This is a genomic window from Lysobacter sp. 22409 (assembly GCF_052045105.1).
Lineage (GTDB): Bacteria > Pseudomonadota > Gammaproteobacteria > Xanthomonadales > Xanthomonadaceae > Lysobacter > Lysobacter antibioticus_B.
This window is the reverse complement of the sequence record NZ_JBQEOE010000021.1, coordinates 1-23,456: the sequence shown is the minus strand read 5'-3', so window position 1 is coordinate 23,456 and position 23,456 is coordinate 1. Positions and strand designations below refer to the sequence as shown.

Below are 23,456 nucleotides of genomic sequence, written 5' to 3'. Positions count from 1 at the left end.
CGACCGATGCCGAACGGGTCCGCCCGCTCGAACTCGATCACCCGGCCTACGTGATCTACACCTCCGGCTCGACCGGACGCCCCAAGGGCGTGGTCAACTCGCACCGCGGCATCGTCAACCGCCTGGCCTGGATGCAGGCCGAGTACGGCTTGCGCGGCGACGATGCGGTGCTGCAGAAGACCCCGTCGAGCTTCGACGTGTCGGTATGGGAGTTCTTCTGGCCGCTGCTGGAAGGCGCGCGCCTGGTGGTCGCCCGACCCGACGGCCATCGCGACCCGGCCTACCTGGCCGAACTGATCGAGCGCGAAGCCATCACCACCGTGCACTTCGTGCCGTCGATGCTCGACGTGTTCCTGTCGGAACTGGCCATGCGCGGCGCCGATGGTGCGGCCGGCTGCGCCGGCTTGCGCCGCATCCTGTGCAGCGGCGAAGCCTTGTCGGGCGAGCTGCGCAACCGCGTGCGCGAGCAACTGGCGCGGCCGCTGCACAACCTCTACGGCCCGACCGAAGCTGCGGTCGACGTCAGCGCCTGGGCCTGCCGCGACGACGAGACCGGCGCGCAGGTGCCGATCGGCGCGCCGATCTGGAACACCCGGCTGTACGTGCTCGATGCCGCGCTGCGGCCGGTGCCGGTCGGCGTCGCCGGCGAGCTGTACCTGGCCGGCGTCGGCCTCGCCCGCGGTTATCTGGCCAATCCGGCGCTCACCGCCGAACGCTTCGTCGCCGATCCGCATGCGGCCGACGGTTCGCGCCTGTACCGCACCGGCGATCTGGCGCGCTGGCGCGCGGACGGCCAGGTCGAGTACCTCGGCCGCGTCGACCATCAGGTCAAGCTGCGCGGCCTGCGCATCGAACTCGGCGAGATCGAAGCGGCGCTGGCCCAACTCGGCTATGCCCAGCACGCGGTGATCGCGCGCGAGGACCGGCCCGGCGACAGGCAATTGGTCGCCTATGTCGCGGCCGAGTCGATCGACGTCGAAGCGTTGCGCCAAGGCCTGGCTGCGCGCCTACCCGAGTACATGCTGCCGAGCGCCTTCGTGCGCCTGGACACCCTGCCACTGTCGCCGAACGGCAAGCTCGACCGCAAGGCGCTGCCGGCGCCGGACTATGCCCCGCATGCGCATTCTCGCGGGCCGCGCGACGCCACCGAAGCCCTGCTGTGCGCGCTGTTCGCACAAGTGTTGGGACGCGAGCGCGTCGGCATCGACGACAGTTTCTTCGCCCTCGGCGGGCATTCGCTGCTGGCCACGCGCCTGATCGGCCGGGTCCGCGCCACCTTCGACGTCGAACTGCCGATCCGCGCCTTGTTCGAGGCGCCGAGCGTGGAAGCCTTCGCCCGCCGCCTCGGCGAGGGCGGGCGTGCGCGCCTGCCGCTGTCGGTGCAGGAGCGTCCGCAACCGCTGCCGCTGTCGTTCGCCCAGCAGCGCCTGTGGTTCCTGCATCAGTACGAAGGCGCCAGCGCCCTCTACAACCTGCCGCTGGCGTTGCGCCTGCAAGGCGAGTTGGACGCCACTGCGTTGCACACCGCTATCGCCGACTTGGTTGAACGCCACGAAAGCCTGCGCACCGTGTTCCCCGGCGGCGACACGCCGCAGCAACAGGTGTTGACGAAGGTCGCAGTCGAACTGCATGCGTTCGACTGCAGCGAAAGCGACTTGCCCGAACGTCTGAGCGCGGCCGCGGCCCATGCCTTCGATCTCGAACGCGAGATTCCGTTGCGCGCGAGCCTGTTCAAACTGGGCACGCAGGATCACGTGCTGCTGCTGTTGCTGCACCACATCGCCGCCGACGGTGCCTCGCTGGTACCGCTGAGCGACGACCTGGCCGAAGCCTACGCCGCACGTCTGCAAGGGCTGACGCCGGCCTGGGCGCCGCTGCCGGTGCAGTACGCCGACTACAGCCTGTGGCAACGGCGCGTGCTCGGCGCCGGCCCGGCCTCAGGCGCCACCGACGACGACAGCGTGTACGCGCGCCAGCTCGCCTGGTGGACCCGTCGTCTCGCCGCCCTGCCCGATCAGCTGAGTCTGCCGAGCGAGCGCCCGCGTCCGCAGGTCGCGAGCTACCGCGGCGCATCGCTGTCCCTCGCGATCCCGGCCGATCTGCATCGCAGCCTGGCCACACTCGCCCAGCGCCGCGGCGCGACCTTGTTCATGGTGCTGCAATCGGCGCTGGCCACGATGTTGACCCGCCTCGGCGCCGGCACCGACATCCCGATCGGCAGCCCGGTCGCGGGCCGTACCGATGCCGCGCTCGACGACCTGGTCGGGCTGTTCCTCAACACCCTGGTGCTGCGCACCGACACCTCCGGCAACCCGGCCTTCGAGCAGTTGCTCGAACGCGTGCGCGACGCCGACCTGGCCGCCTACGAACACCAGGACCTGCCGTTCGAGCAACTGGTCGAAGCGCTGAACCCGGTGCGCTCGCTGGCCCATCACCCGCTGTTCCAGGTGATGCTGGTGCTGCAGAACAACCCGCCGCCGCAAGCGGCGCTGGCCGGCCTGCGTTGCACGCCGCAGCCGATGGCGCTGGCCTCGTCGAAGTTCGACCTGAGCTTCGATTTCAACGAATGCTTCGATGGCGACGGCGCCCCCGCCGGCATCGACGGCACCCTCGAATACGCCCTCGATCTGTTCGACGAGGACGGCGCGCAAGCGCTGGCGCAGCGCCTGCTGCGCGTGTTGGCCGCGGTCGCGGCCGATCCGTCGCTGCCCTTGGACCGCATCGAGCTGCTCGATACCGCCGAGCATCGGCGCTTGCTGGTCGAGGCCAACGCCACCGCACGCGCGCAGCCGGGTCTGACCCTGCCGGCGCTGTTCGAGGCCCAGGTCGAACGCACCCCGGATGCGACCGCCGCGGTTTGCGCCGAGGCCCGCCTCAGTTACGCCGAACTCGACGCGCGCGCCAATCGCCTCGCCCACCTGTTGATCGCGCAAGGCATCGGCCCGGAGGACATCGTGGCGATCGCCCTGCCGCGTTCGCTCGACATGCTGGTGGCCTTGCTGGCCACACTGAAGGCCGGCGCCGCTTATTTGCCGCTGGACCCGGACTATCCGGCCGAACGCCTGGCCTATATGGTCGAAGACGCCGGCCCGGCCTGTCTGATCGGCGACGACGACACGCTCTCGTTGCTCGCCGAGGCCGAGGTCGCCTTACGCTGGTCGCTCGACGCGGCCGACCTGCGCGAGCGTCTCGCCGGCGCCCCGGCGCACGGCCCGCGCCAGCACGAACGTGTACGCGCCCTGCATCCGCGCCACCCGGCCTACGTGATCTACACCTCCGGCTCGACCGGCCGTCCCAAGGGCGTGGCGATCGAACACCGCGCGCTCGAGAACTTCCTATGCGCAATGCAGCGCGAGCCCGGCCTCGACGCCGGCGACCGCCTGCTGGCGCTGACCCCGATCTCGTTCGACATCGCCGGGCTCGAGTTGTACCTGCCCTTGCTGTGCGGCGCCGAACTGCACATCGCGCCGCGCGAGGTCGCGACCGACGGCGAGCGCCTGCGCGAGCACATCGCCGCGATCGCGCCGAGCACGATCCAGGCCACCCCGGCCACCTGGCAGATGCTGCGCGCCGCCGGCTGGGCGCCGCCCGCCAACCTGCGCGTGCTGTGCGGCGGCGAAGCGCTGCCGGCGGAACTCGCCGACTTCCTCGCCGCCGATGCGGCGCTTTGGAACCTGTACGGCCCCACCGAAACCACGGTCTGGTCGCTCGCCAGCCGCGTCGCCGCCGGCGAGGCGGTGCGCATCGGCGCGCCGATCGACAACACCCGCGTGTATGTTCTCGATGCGAACTTGCGGCCGGTGCCCAGCGGCGTCGCCGGCGAGTTGTACCTGGCCGGAGACGGTCTGGCGCGCGGCTACTTCCGCCGGCCCTCGCTGAGCGCCGAACGTTTCGTCGCCGACCCGTTCCAGAACGGACAGCGCATGTACCGCACCGGCGACCTGGCACGCTGGGGCTTCGATGGCCGTCTGGACTTCCTCGGCCGCCTCGACCATCAGGTCAAGATCCGCGGCTTCCGCATCGAACTCGGCGAAATCGAAGCGGCCCTGGCCCAGCTCGGTCACGCCCGTAACGTCGTGGTCGCGCGCGAGGACCGCGAAGGCCTCAAGCGGTTGGTCGCCTATGTCGTCGCCGATGGCCTCGACGGCGGCGCCCTGCGTCAGGCGTTGGGCGAGCGCCTGCCCGAGTACATGCTGCCCTCGGCCTTCGTTGCCCTGGACGCGCTGCCGCTGACGCCGAACGGCAAGATCGACCGCAAGGCCCTGCCGGAACCCGGCGAAGGCGACCGCGCCGCGGAAACCTATCGCGCTCCGCAGACGCCGCAGCAAAGCCTGCTGTGCGAGCTGTTCGGCGAGGTGCTCGGGATCGAACGGATCGGCCTCGACGATCACTTCTTCACCCTCGGCGGCCATTCGCTGCTGGCCACCCGTCTGGTCAGCCGGATCCGCGCCGCACTCGGCATCGAACTGCCCTTGCGCGCCCTGTTCGAAGCGCCGACCGTGGCGAGCCTCGCCGCGCGTTTGCCGCAGGCCGAGTTGGCCCGCCCGGCGCTGCGTCCGCAAGCGCGTCCGGCGCTGCTGCCGCTGTCGTACGCGCAGCGTCGTCTGTGGTTCATCCAGAAGTTCGAACAACACGCGGGCACGGGCGACAGTGGCGCCGCCTACAACATCCCGATGCCGCTGCGCCTGTCGGGGCGGCTGGATCTGGACGCCTTGCGCGCCGCGCTGAGCGATGTGGTCGCGCGTCACGAAAGCCTGCGCACGATCTTCCCGGAGGCCGACGGCACGCCTTACCAGCAGGTGCTGACGATCGCCGAAAGCGCTCCGCAGTGGTCGCTGGTCGACGCCAACCCCGACACCCTGGCCGAGCTGCTGCATGCCGACGCCATGCACGTGTTCGATCTCGCTCACGAGACGCCGCTGCGCAGCAGTCTGTTCCGTCTCGGCGAGCAGGAGCACGTGCTGTTGGTGGTGCTGCATCACATCGCCGGCGACGGCTCGTCGCTGGCGCCGTTGGCGCGCGATCTCGGCCAGGCTTATGCCGCGCGTCTGCAGGGACATTCGCCGACCTGGGCGCCGCTGCCGGTGCAGTACGCCGATTACACCCTGTGGCAGCAACGCCTGCTCGGCAGCGAGCAGGACCCGGACAGCCTGATCTCGCAGCAGTTCGGTTACTGGAAGGCGCAACTGGCCGATTTGCCCGAACGCATCGAGCTGCCGACCGACCGGCCGCGTCCGCTGGTCGCCAGCTATCGCGGCCGGCAATGGGCGCTGAGCATAGATCCCGAACTGCACGCGCGCCTGCTCGACCTCGCTCATCGCCACGAAGCCAGCTTGTTCATGGTGTTGCAGGCCGGCCTCGCCGCATTGCTGCACCGCCTCGGCGCCGGCGACGACATCGCTATCGGCAGCGCCATCGCCGGGCGCAACGATCAGGCCCTCGACGATCTGGTCGGCTTCTTCGTCAACACCCTGGTGCTGCGCGCCGATCTGTCCGGGCAGCCGAGCTTCGAGACCTTGCTCGGCCGGGTCCGCGCCACCGCACTCGCCGCCTACACCCACCAGGACGCGCCGTTCGAGCGCCTGGTGGAACTGCTCAACCCGACCCGCTCGACTTCGCACCATGCGCTGTTCCAGGTCGGCATGGTCCTGCAGAACGTCAGCGAAGCCGAGCTGCGCCTGCCCGGCCTGACCGTGTCGATGCATAGCGCCGACTTCCGCAGCGCCAAGTTCGATCTGTTCTTCAACCTCGGCGAACGCCTCGCCGCCGACGGCGTGCCGGCCGGCCTCGACGGCGTCATCGAGTACGCCACCGATCTGTTCGACGAAGCCTCGATCGAACGCCTGTGGCAGCGCCTGCTGCGGCTGCTCGATGCCGCCGCCCGCGACCCGCGGCGCAGCATCGCCGCCATCGACCTGCTCGATAGCGACGAACGCCAGCGCTTGCTCGGCGACGCGAACCGCACCGTGCTCGGCGACGCGCACGGCGCCATCGCCGACGCCACCATTCCGGCCCTATTCGAGCACCAGGTCGCGCTCGATCCGGAAGCGCCGGCCTTGCTGTTCGGCGACGCCTGTCTCAGCTACGGCGAACTCGACCGCCGCGCCAACCGTTATGCGCATGCGCTGATCGCCCTGGGCATCGGCCGCGAAGACCGCGTCGCCATCGCCCTGCCGCGTTCGCCGGAAATGGTCGTCGCCATGCTCGGCATCCTCAAGACCGGCGCGGCCTATCTACCGCTGGACCCGGACTACCCGCCGGAACGCCTGGCCTACATGCTCGCCGACGCGAAACCGGCGCGATTGATCAGCCGGCGCGAGATCGAAGCGCGCCTGCCCGAACACGGCGTGCCGACCTGGCTGCTGGATCTGCCGGAAACCTTGCAGACGCTGGCCGCGCAAGCCACCGATGCGCCGCGGCTCGCCGCAGTGTCGCCGGCCGATGCCGCCTACGTCATCTACACCTCCGGTTCGACCGGGCGTCCCAAAGGCGTGGTCGTCACCCATGCCGGCGTGCCGAGCCTGCTCGCCAGCCAGGTCGCCGCCTTCGAGGTCGGCCCGGGTTCGCGTGTGCTGCAGTTCGCCTCGTTGAGTTTCGACGCGGCATTCTGGGAACTGTGCATGGCGCTGCTGTCGGGCGCGGCCCTGGTCGTCGCCGAGGCCGAACGGCTGCTGCCAGGCGAGGCCCTGGTCGAGACCATGCAACGCCACCGCGTCACCCATGCGACCTTGCCGCCGGCCGCGTTGTCGGTGCTCGGCGCCGATGCGCTCGCGACCTGCAGCGACCTGATCGTCGCCGGCGAGGCCACCGCGCCGCAGTTGGTCAAGACCTGGTCGCAAGGCCGGCGCATGACCAATGCCTACGGCCCCACCGAAACCACGGTGTGCGCGACCATGAGCGCGCCGCTGGCGGGCGCCTCGGTGCCGCCGATCGGCACGCCGATCCTCGGCAGCCGCGTCTACCTGCTCGACGCCGGCCTGCAGCCGGTGCCGGTCGGCGTGCCGGGCGAGTTGTACCTGGCCGGCAAGGGCCTGGCGCGCGGTTATCTGCATCGCCCCGCACTGAGCGCAGAGCGCTTCGTCGCCGATCCTTACCTCGCCGGCGAGCGCATGTACCGCAGCGGCGACCTGGCGCGCTGGCGCGACGACGGCCAACTCGAATTCATCGGCCGGGTCGATCATCAGGTCAAGCTGCGCGGCTTCCGCATCGAACTCGGCGAGATCGAGGACGTGCTGCAGCGCCACGCCGCGGTCGCGCAATCGATCGTGGTCGCGCGCGAAGACGTGCCGGGCCACAAGCAACTGGTCGCCTATGTCGTGCTCGAACACGAACGCGACGCCGACCGCGACCAGGGCCAGGAATCGCGCCTGATCGGCGAGTGGGAAACCATCTACGAGACCCTGTACGGCGAAGAACCGCCGCAAGCGGTCGAGTTCGGCGAAAACTTCCACGGCTGGAACAGCAGCTACGACGGCTCCGAGATCGCTCTCGAACAGATGCGCGAGTGGCGTGCGGCCACGGTCGAACGCATCCTCGAACTGCAGCCGAGGCGCGTGCTCGAGATCGGCGTCGGCAGCGGCCTGATCCTGTCGCAGGTGGCGCCGCACGTCGAGGCCTACCACGGCACCGACCTGTCGGCGGCGACCATCGAACGCCTGCGCGGCGAGATCGAACGGCAGCCGCAGCTGGCCGGCAAGATCGAACTGCATGCACGGCCGGCGCACGAGATGCACGGCCTCGGCGACAGCCTGGCGAGCGACGGCCAGGACGGCCGCTTCGACACCATCGTCATCAACTCGGTGCTGCAGTACTTCCCGAACGGCGACTACCTGCTCGAAGTGATCCGCCAGGCGATGCAGCTGCTGACGCCGGGCGGCGCGCTGTTCCTCGGCGACGTGCGTAACCTGCACCTGCAGCGCAGCTTCGCCACCGCGATCCAGTTGCACCAGGCCGATGCCGACACCGACGCGGCGACCCTGCAACGGCGCATCGAGCAGATCCTGTTGGCCGAGAAGGAACTGCTGGTCGCACCGGAGTTCTTCAGCCAGTTGCCGCAGCGCCTGGACGGCATCGCCGCGGTCGACATCCAGACCAAGCGCAGCGCCTACGGCAACGAACTCAGCCGCCACCGCTACGAGGTGGTGCTGCGCAAGGGGCCGCTGCCGCTGCGCTCGCTGGCGTCCTTGCCGGTGCGCGCCTGGGGCGCGGATTTCGACGGATTCGATGCCGTCGCCACCCATCTGCTCGACCACCAGCCCGCCGGCCTGCGCCTGCGCGGCGTGCCCAATGCGCATCTGCAACCCGAGCTGGACGCGCTGCAGGCCCTGGCCTCCGGCACCGCTATCGCCGAGGTGCGTTCGCAGCTGATCGCCGCGGGCAGCGCGATCGAGGCGACCAGCGAAGCGCTGGTGCAACTCGGCCGCCGCCTCGGTTACCGGGTCGCGACGACCTGGTCCGGCGGCGCCATCGGCGAGGGGCTCGACCTGCTGTTCGTGCGCGCTGACGACGCCGCCACGTCGGCGGTGTGGACCGATCTGTACCTGGCGAACACACCGCGCGAGCTCGCCGCCTGCACCAACAACCCGGCCAGCTTCGACCAGTTCAGCGATCTGCGCCGCCACGTCGCCTCGCAGCTGCCGGACTACATGCAGCCGGTGATGGTGTTGCTGCCGACGATGCCGCTGACCCCGAACGGCAAGATCGACCGCAAGGCGCTGCCGGCTCCCGATTTCACCCCGGCCCACCACCGCGCCGCGCGCAACGACCGCGAGCAGGTCCTCGCCGAGCTGTATGCGCAAGTGCTCGGTCTGCCGCGGGTCAGCATCGACGACAGCTTCTTCGATCTCGGCGGCGACAGCATCATCTCCATCCAACTGGTCAGCCAGGCGCGCAAGGCCGGTCTGCTGATCACACCGCGCGACGTGTTCCAGCACCAGAGCGTCGCTGCGCTGGCCTTGGTCGCCCGCGATGCCGACGAGGCCGCACCGGCCCTGCTCGACGAACCGCTCGGCGAACTGCCGGCGCTGCCGATCCTGCGCTGGTTCCTCGACCGCGAGGTCGCCCTCGACGGCTTCAACCAATCGGTGCTGCTGCGGGTGCCGGCCGGCCTGGCCGAAGCCGAGCTGCGCGATGCGCTCGCCGCCTTGCTCGATCACCACGACGCCCTGCGCCTGCGCCTGGGCCGCGACGACGCCCAGGCCTGGCGCTTGCGCGTGCCCGAACCCGGCAGCGTCGACGCCGCGGCCTGCCTGCGGCGCATCGACGTCGCCGGTCTCGATGGCACGGCGCTGCAGGCCCGCATCGACGCGGCCGCCGCCGAATCGGCGCAGGCCTTGTCGTGCGAGCGCGGCGATTTGCTGCGTGCGGTCTGGTTCGACGCCGGCGAGCACGGCGGCCGCCTGTTGTTGACGATTCACCACCTCGCCGTCGACGGCGTGTCCTGGCGCATCCTGATCCCGGACCTGCGCGACGCGGTCGGGGCGATCCGTGCCGGCCGTGCGCCGGCGTTCGCACCGCGCAGCCATTCGCTGCGCACCTGGTCGCAGCAATTGTCCGACGACGCGCATTCGCCGCAGCGCCTGGCCGAGCTGACGCATTGGACGGCGACGACCGATGGGTCCGACCCGCCGCTGTCGCCGGTCGCGCTCGATCCCTCGCGCGACACCGGCGCCAACAGCGAGCACTTCAGCCTCAGCCTGCCGAGCGAGGTCACCGCGGCCCTGCTGACGGCGTTGCCGGCGCGCTTCCACGCCCGCATCAACGACGTGCTGCTGAGCGGCTTCGCCCTCGCTGTGAGCGACTGGCGCCGCCGCCACACCGGCGCCGCAGTCGATGCACTGCTGCTCGACCTGGAAGGCCACGGCCGCGAGAGCGATCGCAACGGGCTCGACCTGTCGCGCACGGTCGGCTGGTTCACCAGCCTGTATCCGCTGCGCCTGTCGCTGGACGAGATCGACCTGGAGCGCGCCTTCGCCGGCGACGGCGAGCTCGAACGCTTGCTCAAGCGGGTCAAGGAGCAATTGCGCGCGGTGCCCGACCACGGCCTCGGCTACGGCCTGCTGCGTCATCTCAACGCCGATACCGGCGCGCTGCTCGCCGCGCAGCCGGCGGCGCAGATCAGCTTCAACTACCTCGGCCGCTTCGGCGTCTCGGAAACCCGCGATTGGGAACAGGCCGAGGAAGAGGTCGCCAATGCCGGCGGCGACGCGATGCCGATCGCCCACGCGATCGAACTCAACGCCATCACCCAGGACCGCGCCGACGGCCCCGAGTTCGTCGCCACCTGGTCGTGGCCGCGGGCCTTGTTCGACCGCGCCCAGATCGTCGACCTGGCCGAAACCTATGCACGCGCCCTCGGTGCGCTGGCGTCGCTGCTCGAACGCGACGACGCCGGCGGCCTGACCCCGTCCGACCTGCCGCTGGTCGCACTCGACCAGACCACCATCGAAACCCTGGAACGCGAACACGGCGGCGCCCATGCGGTCGCCGATATCCTGCCGCTGACGCCGTTGCAGCAAGGCCTGCTGTTCCACGCCCTGTACGACCACGAAGGGCCGGACCCCTATGTGGTGCAGGTGCATTTCGATCTGAACGGCCCGCTCGACGAAGCGCGCCTGCGCGACGCCGCACGCCGGCTGATGCAGCGCCACCCGCACCTCGGCGCGGCCTTCGTCCATCGCGGGCTGGAAACGCCGGTGCAGCTGATTCCGCGCGAAGTGCCGCTGGACTGGCGACGGGTCGATCTCGACACGGTGCCGGCCGCGCAACGCGAAGCCGAAGCAGCATGGGTCGCCGAGACCGAGCACCTGCGCCGCTTCGAGCTCGATCGTGCGCCCTTGCTGCGTTTCACCTTGGTACGCCTCGCCGATGCGCACCACCGTCTGCTGATCACCAACCATCACATCCTGCTCGACGGCTGGTCGCTGCCGGTGCTGGTGCAGGAGTTGTTCGCGCTGTATGGCGGCGCCGAGCTGGCGCGTGCCACGCCGTACCGCGACTACCTGGCGTGGCTGGGCCAGCGCGATCCGGCCGCGGCCGAACAGGCCTGGCGCGAAGTGCTCGCCGACATCGAAGAGCCGACCTTGTTGCTGCCGTCGCGTCCAGCGGCGTCGGGCGAGCAATCGCATCACGCCCTCGATCTGCCCGAGCCGTTGTCGCGCACCCTGGCCCAGTTGGCGCGCCGCCACGGCCTGACCCTGAACACCCTGGTGCAGGGCGCCTGGGCGCTGTTGCTCGGGCGCATGCTGGGCCGCGACGACATCGTCCTGGGCACCACGGTCTCCGCGCGTCCGCCGGAGCTGCGCGACGTCGCCCAGATGATCGGCCTGTTCATCAACACCGTGCCTTCGCGCGTGCGCCTGCAGGCCGGCCAGAGCTTCATCGACCTGCTGCTGCACCTGCAGGCGCAACAGGCCGGCCTGATCGAACACCAGCATCTCAACTTGTCCGAGCTGCAACGCCTGGCCGGCTTCGAGCGTCTGTTCGACAGCCTGTACGTATTCGAGAACTATCCGATCGATCACAACGGCCTGGAGTCGGCGCTCGGCGAGCTGCGCATCAGCGGCTTCCACAGCAGCGACGCCACCCACTATCCGCTGAGCCTGCTGGTCACGCCGGGCGCGCGCCTGTCGTTCCGTTTCAACTACGACCCGGCGCGGTTCGACGCGCTCAGCATCGAGCGTTTGGCCGAGCGTCTGTCGCGTCTGCTCGACGCGATCGCTGCGCATCCGCAGCGCGCCCTCGAACAGTTCGACCTGCTCGACGACCGCGAACGCCGCCGCGTGCTCTACGACTGGAACGGCAACGAAGTCGAGCTGCCCGTGCAGACCGTGCCGCAATGGTTCCAGCAACGTGTCGCCGCCGCGCCCGAGGCGGTCGCCGCGGTCTGCGCCGGCCACGAGTACAGCTATGCCGAACTCAACCGCCGCGCCAACCGCTGCGCGCATGCGCTGATCGCGCACGGCGTCGGCCCCGAGGACCGCATCGCCATCGCCGTACCGCGCTCGCTCGACACCGTGGTCGCCGTGCTCGGGATTCTCAAGGCCGGCGCGGCCTACCTGCCGCTCGACGCCGACCACCCGGCCGAGCGCCTGGCCTGGACCCTCGCCGATGCGCGCCCGCACAAAGTGATCGCCACCCGCGCCAGCGCGGCGCGCCTGCCCGCCGACGCCGAGTTGCTGTTGATCGACGACGCCCACGGCTTCGGTGCCGAACTAGTGCATGCGCCGAGCCACGACCCGGACGACCGCGAACGCATGCGCGCGCTCGATCCGCGCCATCCTGCCTACGTCATCTACACCTCCGGTTCGACCGGGCGGCCGAAGGGCGTTGTCGTCACTCACGCTGGCCTCCCCAGCCTGACCCACAGCCAGATCGAACGCTTCGGCCTGGATGCCGACAGCCGCGTGCTGCAGTTCGCCTCGATGAGCTTCGACGCGGCGGCGATGGAGATGCTGATGTGTTTCGCCGCCGGCGCGACCTTGGTGTTGCCGCCGCCGGGTCTGCTGCTCGGCGACGCGCTCGCCCGCACCCTCGACGAACAACGCATCAGCCACACCCTGATTCCGCCGAGCGCGCTCAGCAGCCTCGACCCGGCCGTGCAGACCTGGCCCAGCACCCTGATCGTCGGCGGCGAAGCCTGCCCGCCGCACGTCGCCGCGGCCTGGTCGGCCGGGCGACGCCTGGTCAATGCCTACGGCCCGACCGAAATCACCGTCTGCGCGGCGATGAGCGGGGTGTTGTCGCCGGCCTCGCTGGCCGGCGCGGCGCCGCCGCTCGGTACGCCGATCGCCAACACCCGCTTGTACGTGCTCGACGCCATGCTGCGTCCGGTGCCGGCGGGCGTGGCCGGCGAGTTGTACATCGCCGGCGCCGGCCTGGCCCGCGGTTATCTCGACCGCCCGGGCCTGAGCGCGGAACGTTTCGTCGCCGACCCGTTCGTGATCGGCGAGCGCATGTACCGCAGCGGCGACCGCGCCCGTTGGCGCGAGGACGGCCAGCTCGACTACCTCGGCCGCGCCGACCAGCAGATCAAGCTGCGCGGTTTCCGCATCGAGCTGGGCGAGATCGAAGCCGCGCTGGCGCAATGCGGCCATGCCGGCAACGCGGTGATCGTGCGCGAGGACCGGCCCGGCCATCCGCTGCTGGTCGCTTATCTGGTCACCCACGAAGCCATCGACGAGGACAGCCTGCGCCGGCGCCTCGGCGAACGCCTGCCCGAGTACATGGTGCCGTCGGCTTTCGTCGCCCTGCCCGCGCTGCCGCTGACCGCCAACGGCAGCAAGCTCGACCGCAAGGCCTTGCCGGCGCCGGAGTTCGCCGCGCAGCCGGCCTCGCGCGGCCCGCGCAACGCCGCCGAAGCGATCCTGTGCGCCTTGTATGCGGAAGTGCTCGGCCTGGAACGGGTCGGCGTAGGCGACAGCTTCTTCGCCCTCGGCGGCCATTCGCTGCTCGCCACCCGTCTGATCGGCCGCATCCGCGCGACCTTCGACGTCGAACTGTCGATCCGCACTCTGTTCGATGCGCCGACCGTGGAAGCGCTGGCGCGGGCCCTGCCCTCGGGCGGCGGCCGGCGGGCGCCGCTGATCGCGCAACCGCGGCCGCAGCGCTTGCCGCTGTCGTTCGCCCAGCAACGCCTGTGGTTCCTGCATCAGTTCGAGGGGCCCAGCGCGACCTACAACATCCCGCTGGCCCTGCACCTGGACGGCGAACTCGACCGCGACGCCCTGCGCGCCGCGCTCGCCGACCTGGTCGCGCGCCACGAAAGCCTGCGCACGGTGTTCCCCGCGACCACCGTCGCGGGCGAAGCGCCGAGCCAATGCGTACTGGCCCAGGCCGAGGCTCCGCTGTCGATCGCGAACACGGACGACGAACGCCTGCGCGCCGACCTGTCGCAGGCGGCCGCCTACGCTTTCGATCTCAGCCGCGAATTGCCTTTGCGCGCGCATCTGTTCGCGCTCGACGCGCAGCGCCACGTGCTGTTGTTGCTGCTGCACCACATCGCCGGCGACGGCGCCTCGCTGGCGCCGCTGTCGCGCGACCTCGCCCAGGCCTATGCCGCGCGCCTGCGCGGCCGTGCCCCGGACTGGTCGCCGCTGCCGGTGCAGTACGCCGATTTCAGCCTGTGGCAACGCCAAGTGCTCGGCGACGAGGGCGACGCCGCCAGCCTGCTCGCGCAACAAGCCGAGTACTGGAAGCGCACCCTCGCCGATCTGCCGGAACTGATCTCGCTGCCGAGCGACCGGCCGCGGCCGCCGACCTCGAGCTACCGCGGCGGTCACCTGTCGCTGCCGCTCGACGCCGCCCTGCATGCGCGCCTGGCCGCGCTTGCCGGGCGCCACGGAGCGACCGTGTTCATGGTCCTGCAGGCCGCGCTCGCCGCCACCTTGAGCCGGCTCGGCGCGGGCGACGACATCGCCCTCGGCACGCCGATCGCCGGCCGCTCCGACGCCGCGCTCGACGATCTGGTCGGCGTGTTCCTCAACACCCTGGTGCTGCGCAACGACACCTCGGGCAACCCGAGCTTCGCCGCACTGCTCGGCCGCGTGCGCGAGACCGACCTGGCCGCCTACGAACACCAGGACCTGCCGTTCGAGCGTCTGGTCGATGCGCTCAAGCCCACCCGCTCGATGGCCCATCACCCGCTGTTCCAGGTGATGCTGTCGCTGCAGAACCACGTCCAGACCGGGTTGGAACTGCCCGGCCTGCGCAGCCATACTGCCGAGTTCGACCTCGACATCGCCCAGTTCGACCTCAGCTTCGACTTCACCGAACTGCACGACGAACGCGGCGCGGCGGCCGGCCTGCACGGCATGATCGAGTACGCCGTCGACCTGTTCGACACCGACACCGCCCGCCGCATCGGCGTCTACCTGGAACGCATGCTGCGCGCGGTCGCCGCCGACGCCGGACGCGCCATCGGCGATATCGAGCTGCTCGATGCCGACGAACGCGAATGCCTGCTGGTCGGCTGGAACGGCGCCCGCACCACAGCGTCCGGGCGCTCGTTGCCGCAGTGGTTCGAGCATCAGGTCGCGGCGACGCCGGACGCGATCGCCGCGGTCTGCGGCGAACTTTCGCTGAGCTATGCCGAACTCAACCGCCGCGCCAACCGCATCGCCCACGGCCTGATCGCCGCCGGCATCGGCGCCGAGGACCGGATCGCCCTGGCCTTGCCGCGTTCGCTCGACACCGTCGTCGCCATGCTCGGCGTGCTCAAGGCCGGTGCGGCCTATTTGCCGATGGACACCGAGCACCTCGGCCCGCGTCTGCGCGAACTGCTCGCCGAAGCCGCGCCGCGCCTGCTGCTCGCTCACGGCGCCATCGCCGATGCGCTTATCGACGATGCCCCGCTCGCGGTCGACATGCCGGTCTGGCGCCTGGACGACGTCGAGGGCTTGCAACGCCTCTCCGACGCGCCGGACCACGACCCGACCGACGCAGACCGCTCAGTGCCGCTGCACCCGCTGCATCCGGCCTACGTCATCCACACCTCGGGCTCGACCGGCAAACCCAAGGGCGTGGTCGTGACCCATGCCGGCGTCGCCAACCTGTTCGAGGAACATCGCGAGCGCCTGTTCGCCGATGTCGTGCGCCATTCCGGCGAGGCGCGCATCCGCTTCGCCCTGACCGCCACCTTTGCCTTCGACACCTCGCTAGAAGGCCTGTTGTGGCTGTGCGCCGGCCAGGAACTGCACCTGATCGACGACGACACCCGTCGCGAAGGCGAGGCCCTGCTCGACTACATCGCCAGCCGGCGCATCGACGCGGTCGACCTGACCCCGGCGCATTTCGAACAATTGCGCGCTATCGGCCTGCTCGACGAAGGCCGCACTCACCCGAGCACGGTCGTCCTCGGCGGCGAAACCGTCGGCGAATCGCAATGGAAGGCGCTGCGCGAGCATCCGGTACGCGGCTACAACTGCTACGGCCCGACCGAATGCACGGTCGACGCCAGTTACGTCGCCATCGACGAGATCGAAGAAGGCGACCGCCCCAGCATCGGCACGGCGCTGCGCAACACGCGTTTGTACGTGCTCGACACGCGCCTGCGGCCGGTGCCGGTCGGCGTGGCCGGCGAGCTGTATATCGGCGGCGCCGGCCTGGCCCGCGGCTATCTCGGCCGTCCCGACCTCAGCGCCGAGCGCTTCGTCGCCGATCCTTACCTCGTCGGCGAACGCATGTACCGCTCCGGCGACCTGGTGCGCTGGCGTCGCGACGGCCGCCTCGAACACCTCGGCCGCGCCGATCACCAGCTCAAGATCCGCGGTTTCCGCATCGAACCGGGCGAGATCGAAACCGCTCTGGCGGCAGTCGGTTATGCCGCCAATACGGTGATCGCACGCGAAGACCGGCCCGGCCAGCGCCAGTTGGTCGCGTATGTCGTGGCGCCGCAGATCGATGCCGCGCAGCTGCGGCGCGAACTCGCCGAACGCTTGCCCGAGTACATGCTGCCGGCGGCCTTCGTCGCCGTTCCTGCCCTGCCGTTGACCGCGAACGGCAAGCTCGACCGCAAGGCGCTGCCGGCGCCGCAAGTGCAGGTCGACGTCTCGGCCGCGCCCGGCAGCGAGCTCGAACAGCGCCTGTCGCTGTTGTTCGCCGAAGTCCTGGGGTTGGCCGCGGTCGGTATCGACGACGGCTTCTTCGCCCTCGGCGGCGACAGCATCAGTTCGATCCAGTTGGTGAGCCGCGCCCGCCAGGCCGGCCTGCGCCTGAGCGCGCGTGAGGTGTTCCAGCACCAGACCGTGCGTGCACTCGCCACTGTCGCCACTGCGCTCGAACAAGCCGTTCGACTGCCGGCGGTGGCGTCGACCGGGCCGTTGCCGGCGACGCCGATCCTGCGCGACTTGTTCGAACAACCGGGGCCGTTCAAGCAGTATCAACAGTCGATGCTGCTGCGGGTGCCTGCGCTCGACGCCGCGCCCTTGTTGCACGCAATCCAGGCTCTGCTCGACCACCACGATGCGCTGCGCCTGAGCGTGTCGCCGACCCATGAGCTGGAGATCGCCGAGCCCGGCCGCATCCGTGCCGACGACTGCGTGCTCGCGGTGTCGCTGCACGGGCTCGATGCGGCCGCACGCGAAGCCGAGATCGCCGCCCAGGCCCAGGCCGCGCAGGAACGCCTCGACCCGCAAGCCGGACGCCTGCTGCAGGCGGTCTGGTTCGATCATGGCGAACGCTCGCGCCTGCTGCTGGTCCTGCACCATCTGGTGGTCGACGGCGTGTCCTGGCGCATCCTCGTGCCCGACCTGCAATCCGCCTACCAACAGGCAGCCGGCGGCGTGGAGGCGATCGTGCTAGAGCCGGTGCCGACCTCGTTGCGCGAATGGGCGCTGGCCCTGCCCGAGGCGGCGCAGCGGCGCAGCGCGGAACTGCCGTTCTGGCGTTCGATGCTCGAAGACGCCCCGCCGTCGTGGTTCGCGCGCCCGCTCGATCCGCACCGCGACACCCATGCCAGCCTGCGCAGCCTCAGCCTGAACCTCGACGTCGCCACCACCGAGCGCTTGCTGATCCAGGCGCCGGAACGCATCAATGGCCGCGTCAACGACGTGTTGCTGACCGGGTTCGCGCTGGCCGCGTTCGCCTGGCGGCGCCAGCGCGGCAACGCGCCCGATGCGGATAGCCTGCGCTTCGACCTCGAAGGCCACGGCCGCGAGACCGCGATCGTCGACGGCCTGATCGACGGCGCCGACCTGTCGCGCACCGTCGGTTGGTTCACCAGCCTGTTCCCGGTGCGCCTGGATGCCTCGCAGTTCGACCCGGTCGAGGCGATGACCGGCGGCAAGGCCATGGAACGCGCGCTCAAGTCGGTCAAGGAACAACTGCGGCAAGTGCCCGACCACGGTATCGGCTATGGCCTGTTGCGGCATCTGCACGACGAGGCCGGGCGCGAACTCGCCGCGTTCGCGGCGCCGAGCATCGGTTTCAACTACCTCGGCCGCTTCGCGGTCGGCGCTTCCGACGACGCCGCGGTATGGAACGTGGCCGACGACCCCGGCGCCTTCGGCGGCGGCAGCGACGAGGCCCAGCCCTTGCCGCACGCGATCGACCTCAACGCCCTGGTCCAGGACGGCCCCGACGGTCCGCGCCTGTGCGCGAACTGGAGCTGGGCCGGCGAACTGCTCGACGAAAGCGAGGTGCGTGCCTTTGCCGAGGCCTGGTTCGACGCGCTCACTCGCATCGCCGACTTCGCCGCGGCCGCCGACACGTCGACCCTGACCCCTTCGGACGTCCCCATGGTCGCGCTAGACCAGTCCGACATCGAACTTCTGGAATCGATTTATGCGCAACTCTCAGATTGAAGACCTGCTGCCGCTGTCGCCGTTGCAGCACGGCTTCCTGTTCCACGCCCTCTACGACCACGAGGTGCAGGACAGCTATGTCGTGCAGATGGTGTTCGCGCTCGATGGAGTGCTCGATGCGGCAGCGTTGCAAGCGGCGGCGCAAGCGCTGTTGCGGCGCCATGCCAGCCTGCGCGCGGCCTTCGTGCACCACAAGATCAAGGAGCCGGTGCAGGTCATCCAGCGCGAGGTCGAGCTGCCGTGGCGCGAGATCGATATCAGTGGTTTGCCTGCGGATGAGCGTGCCGATGCGCTGGCCCAGACGATCGCCGACGACCAACAGCAACGCTTCGAACTGACCCGTGCCCCGCTGCTGCGCTTCGTGCTGGTGCGCGAGTCGGCAACGCGGCATTACCTGGTGTTCACCAGCCATCACATCCTGCTCGACGGCTGGTCTTCGCCGATCCTGCTGCAAGAGTTGTTCGCGCTGTACCGCAACGGCGCCGACGCGCAGGCGCTGCCGCGGGTCACGCCCTACCGCGACTACATGCGTTGGCTGACCTCGCGCGATGCGGCCGCGGCGCGCAGCGCCTGGCGCGACGCCTTCGCCGGCTTCGAGGAACCGAGCCGGATCGCAGCGGCCACGACCGCAGCGGCGGTGCCCGACACCTTGCGTATCGACCTGCCCGATGCGCTGGTGCAATCGCTGACCCGGCTTACGCGCGGCCTCGGCGTGACCCTCAACACCATCGTGCAGGCGGCGTGGGGGCTGTTGCTCGGCCGCCTGACTCATCGCCGCGACGTCGCCTTCGGCACCACGGTTTCGGGCCGCCCGCCGGAGCTGGCCGGCGTCGAGCAGATGGTCGGTTTGTTCATCAACACTTTGCCACTGCGCTTGCAATGGCGGCCGGACGAATCGGTGCGCGACCTGCTACTGCGTCTGCAGACCGAGCAATCGGCGCTGCTCGATCACCAGCACCTTGGCCTGACTGAGATTCAGCGCCTGGCCGGTCACGGCGAACTGTTCGACACCCTGGTGGTGTTCGAGAACTTCCCGGTCGGCGACGGCGACGAGGCCGCGCCCGATGCGCTGCGCATCGCCCTGCACAGCCACCACGGCGGCGACACCTCGCACTACCCGGTCGGCCTGGCGCTGATTCCCGGCCACCCGTATCAACTCAAGCTGAGCTACCGGCCGGATCTGTTCACGCGTGACGAGGTGCTGCGCCTGGGCGGCCGTTATCAGCGTCTGCTGGAGGCCTTCGTCGCCGATGCCGGGCAACCGGTCGGCCGCATCGAACTGCTCGATGCCGCCGAAACCGCGCAGGTGCTGCGCGACTGGAATGCGACCGAACACGCGGTGCCAGCACAAACCCTGGCCGAGTTGTTGAGCGCGCAAGCGGCGCGCACACCCGATGCGGTCGCCGTCGTGTTCGAAGGGCAGACGCTGAGCTACGCCGAACTCGACGCGCGCGCCAACCGCCTCGCCCATCGCCTGATCGCCGACGGCATCGGCCCGGAGGATCTGGTCGGCGTGGCCTTGCCGCGTTCGTTGGAACTGGTCGTCGCCCTGTGCGCGGTGCTCAGGAGCGGCGCGGCCTACCTTCCGCTCGACACCGATTACCCGAGCGACCGCCTCGCCCACATGATCGCCGACGCGGCACCGGTGCGGATCCTGACGCGTGGCGACGTCGTCGAACGGCTGCCCGCGCGTGAGGGTTTGTGGCTGCTCGACGATGCAGGGCTTGTTGCGGAATTGAGCGACTGTGCCGACGCCGCACCCACCGACACTGATCGCACGCGTCCGCTGCAGCTCGATCACCCGGCCTACGTGATCTACACCTCCGGCTCGACCGGCACGCCGAAAGGCGCGGTGATTCCGCACCGCGGCATCGTCAACCGTCTGGCCTGGATGCAGGGCGAGTACGGCCTGCAGGCCGACGACGCGGTGCTGCACAAGACCCCGACCAGCTTCGACGTGTCGGTGTGGGAGCTGTTCTGGCCGCTGCTGCACGGCGCCCGCCTGGTGGTCGCGCGCCCCGACGGCCATCGCGACCCGGCCTATCTGGCGTCGCTGATCCAGCGCGAACAGGTCACCACCGTGCACTTCGTCGCCTCGATGCTGGAGATGTTCGTGCAGGAGCCGGGCGCGGCCGCCTGCACCAGCCTGCGCCGCATCGTCTGCGGCGGCGAAGCGCTGTCGGCCGATCTGCATCGCCGCGTCGCCGCGCACATCGGCCGGCCGCTGCATCACTCCTACGGCCCGACCGAAGTCTCGATCGGCGTCACCGCCTGGCCCTGCCGCGAGATCGAAGACGGGCCGATTCCGATCGGCGGGCCGATCTGGAACACGCGCTTGTACGTGCTCGACAACGCGCTGCGGCCGGTGCCGGCCGGGGTCACCGGCGAGCTGTATATCGCCGGCCCCGGGCTGGCGCACGGTTACCTGCGCCGCGCCGCGCTCAGCGCCGAGCGTTTCGTCGCCGATCCCTTCGTTGCCGGCGAACGCATGTACCGCTCCGGCGACTTGGCCAGTTGGCGCGAGGACGGGGTCATCGTTCACCGCGGTCGCGTCGATCACCAGGTCAAGCTGCGCGGCTTCCGCATCGAACTCGGCGAGATCGAAGCCGAGCTCGCCCGCGCCGGCTACCCGCGCAACAGCGCGATCGTGCGCGAGGACCGGCCGGGGCAGAAGCAGATCGTCGCCTATGTGGTCGCCGATACCACGAAACAGAACGAGATCGACCGCGACGCGCTGCGCGAGACCCTGGCCGCGCGCCTGCCCGAGTACATGGTCCCGGCCGCGATCGTCGTCCTCGACGCCTTGCCGCAGTTGCCCAACGGCAAGCTCGACCGCAAAGCGCTGCCGGCGCCGGACTTCGTCCCGGCCAGCCTGCGCGCCCCGCGCACTCCGCGCGAACAAACCCTGTGCGCGCTGTTCGCCGAAGTGCTCGGCCTGTCGGACGAGCACGCCGCCCAGCTCGGCATCGACGACAGCTTCTTCGTCCTCGGCGGCCATTCGCTGCTGGCGATCCGCTTGATCAGCCGCATCCGCGCCGAACTCGACGTCGAGCTGTCGATCCGCAGCCTGTTCGAGACCCCGACCGTCGCCGGCCTGGCGACCGCACTCGATCCGAACCAGAGCCGTCGCCTGGCCCTGCGGCCGATGCCGCGGCCCGAGACTTTGCCACTGTCGTTCGCGCAACGCCGGTTGTGGTTCCTGCACCAGTTCGAAGGCCCCAGCGCGACCTACAACATGCCGCTGGCGCTGCGCCTGGACGGCGAGTTGAACGTGGACGCGCTGCGCGCCGCGCTCGCCGACCTGTGCGCGCGCCACGAAAGCCTGCGCACGGTGTTCCCCGCTGGCGAGGTGCCGAGCCAACAAGTACTCGAACGTGCGGCCCCCACTTTGGATGTCGTCGACAGCGACGAACCCACCCTGGCCGATACGCTCTCGCACGCCGCCGCATACGCCTTCGACCTGCGCCATGAGATCCCGCTGCGCGCGACCCTGGTCCGGCTCGGCCCGCAACAACACGCGCTGCTGCTCTTGCTGCATCACATCGCCGGCGACGGCGCCTCGCTGGCGCCGCTCGCGCGCGACTTGGCCGAGGCCTATGCCGCCCGTCTCGACGGCAACGCACCGATCCGCGCCCCGCTGCCGGTGCAATACGCCGACTACACCCTCTGGCAACAACACCTATTGGGCGATGACGCCGATCCCGACAGCCTGATCGCGGCCCAGATCGCTTACTGGCGCGACGCCCTGGCCGGCCTGCCCGAGCAGATCGAACTGCCGAGCGACCGCCCGCGGCCGCCGCGCGCCAGCTATCGCGGCGGCCAGTGCGGCTTCGCCCTCGACGCCGACACCCACGCACGCCTGCGCGCCATCGCCCGACGCCACCACGCGACCTTGTTCATGGTCCTGCAGGCCGCGCTGGCCGCGACCCTGACCCGGCTCGGCGCCGGCACCGACCTCGCCATCGGCACACCGGTCGCCGGCCGCCAGGACGCCACCCTGCACGAACTGGTCGGGCTGTTCCTCAACACTTTGGTATTGCGCACCGACACGAGCGGCAACCCACGCTTCAGCGAATTGCTGGCGCGGGTACGCGCGACCGACCTGGCCGCCTTCGAGCACCAGGACCTGCCATTCGAGCAACTGGTCGACACGCTGAAACCCGAGCGCTCCTTGAGCCACCACCCGCTGTTCCAGGTGCTGTTGGTGCTGCAGAACACCGAGCAGGCCGAACTGCACCTGCCCGGCCTGCGCGCCTACGCGGCCGAGTTCGCCCTCGATGTGGCCAAGTTCGACCTGAGCTTCGCCTTCTGCGAGCGCTTCGACGACGCCGGCCAGGCCGACGGCCTCGACGGTGCGCTCGAATACGCCAGCGATCTGTTCGACCCGGCCACCGCCGAGGCGATCGCGCTGCGGCTGCAGCGCATGCTGATCGCCGTCGCCGAAGACGACCGACGGCCGATCGGCGCGGTCGAGTTGCTCGACGCCGATGAGCGCCAGCGCCTGCTGCGCGACTGCAACGACACCGCACACACCGTCGAACTCGAATCGGTCGCGGCCGCGTTCGAGCGCCAGGTCGCGTCGACCCCGCACGCCATCGCCGTGGTCGGCGACGGTATCGAGTGGAGCTACGCCGAGCTCGATCGCCGCGTCGAAGCGCTCGCCCACGAGCTGCGCAGTCGCGGCGCCGGCACCGAACGCGGCGTCGCCCTGCTGCTGCAGCGGTCGCCCGACTTGGTCGTGGCCGTGCTCGCCGTGCTCAAGACCGGCGCCTATTACCTGCCGCTGCACGAGCAGCACCCCGACGAGCGCCTGGGCCAGTTACTGGCCGAGACCGAAGCCGCCGTGTTGATCGCCGATGCCGGCATCGATGCACGCAGCTTGACCCATCCCAACTTGCTGCGTCTGGACCGCTTCGATTTCGACGCGTCCACCGAATCGCGTGCACGCAAGCCGGCCATCCATCCTGAGCAACTCGCCTACGTCATGTACACCTCTGGCTCGACCGGGGTGCCGAAGGGCGTGGCCGTGCGTCAGCGCGACGTGGTCGAGTTCGCCCGCGACCGCCGCTTCGCCAGCGGCCACGAGACCGTGCTGCTGCATTCGACCCACGCTTTCGACGCCTCGACCTACGAGCTGTGGGTGCCGCTGTTGAACGG

At 70.1% G+C, this 23,456-nt stretch carries 2 protein-coding genes (1 of these 2 running past the window's edge); both read left to right on the top strand.

Going from position 1 to position 23,456, the window contains the following annotated elements:
- On the top strand, positions 1-18,299 hold the 3' portion of the coding sequence (locus ACTJJK_RS12420) for a non-ribosomal peptide synthase/polyketide synthase (RefSeq protein WP_440730345.1). 9,583 nt of this gene lie to the left of the window's left edge; 18,299 of the gene's 27,882 nt are visible here — the last part of the coding sequence; its start codon lies beyond the left edge, outside the window; the stop codon is at positions 18,297-18,299.
- Positions 18,280-23,456 (top strand): amino acid adenylation domain-containing protein (locus tag ACTJJK_RS12415; protein WP_440730344.1); only part of this gene is annotated, 5,177 nt, incomplete at its 3' end. The genes ACTJJK_RS12420 and ACTJJK_RS12415, both read left to right, overlap by 20 nt.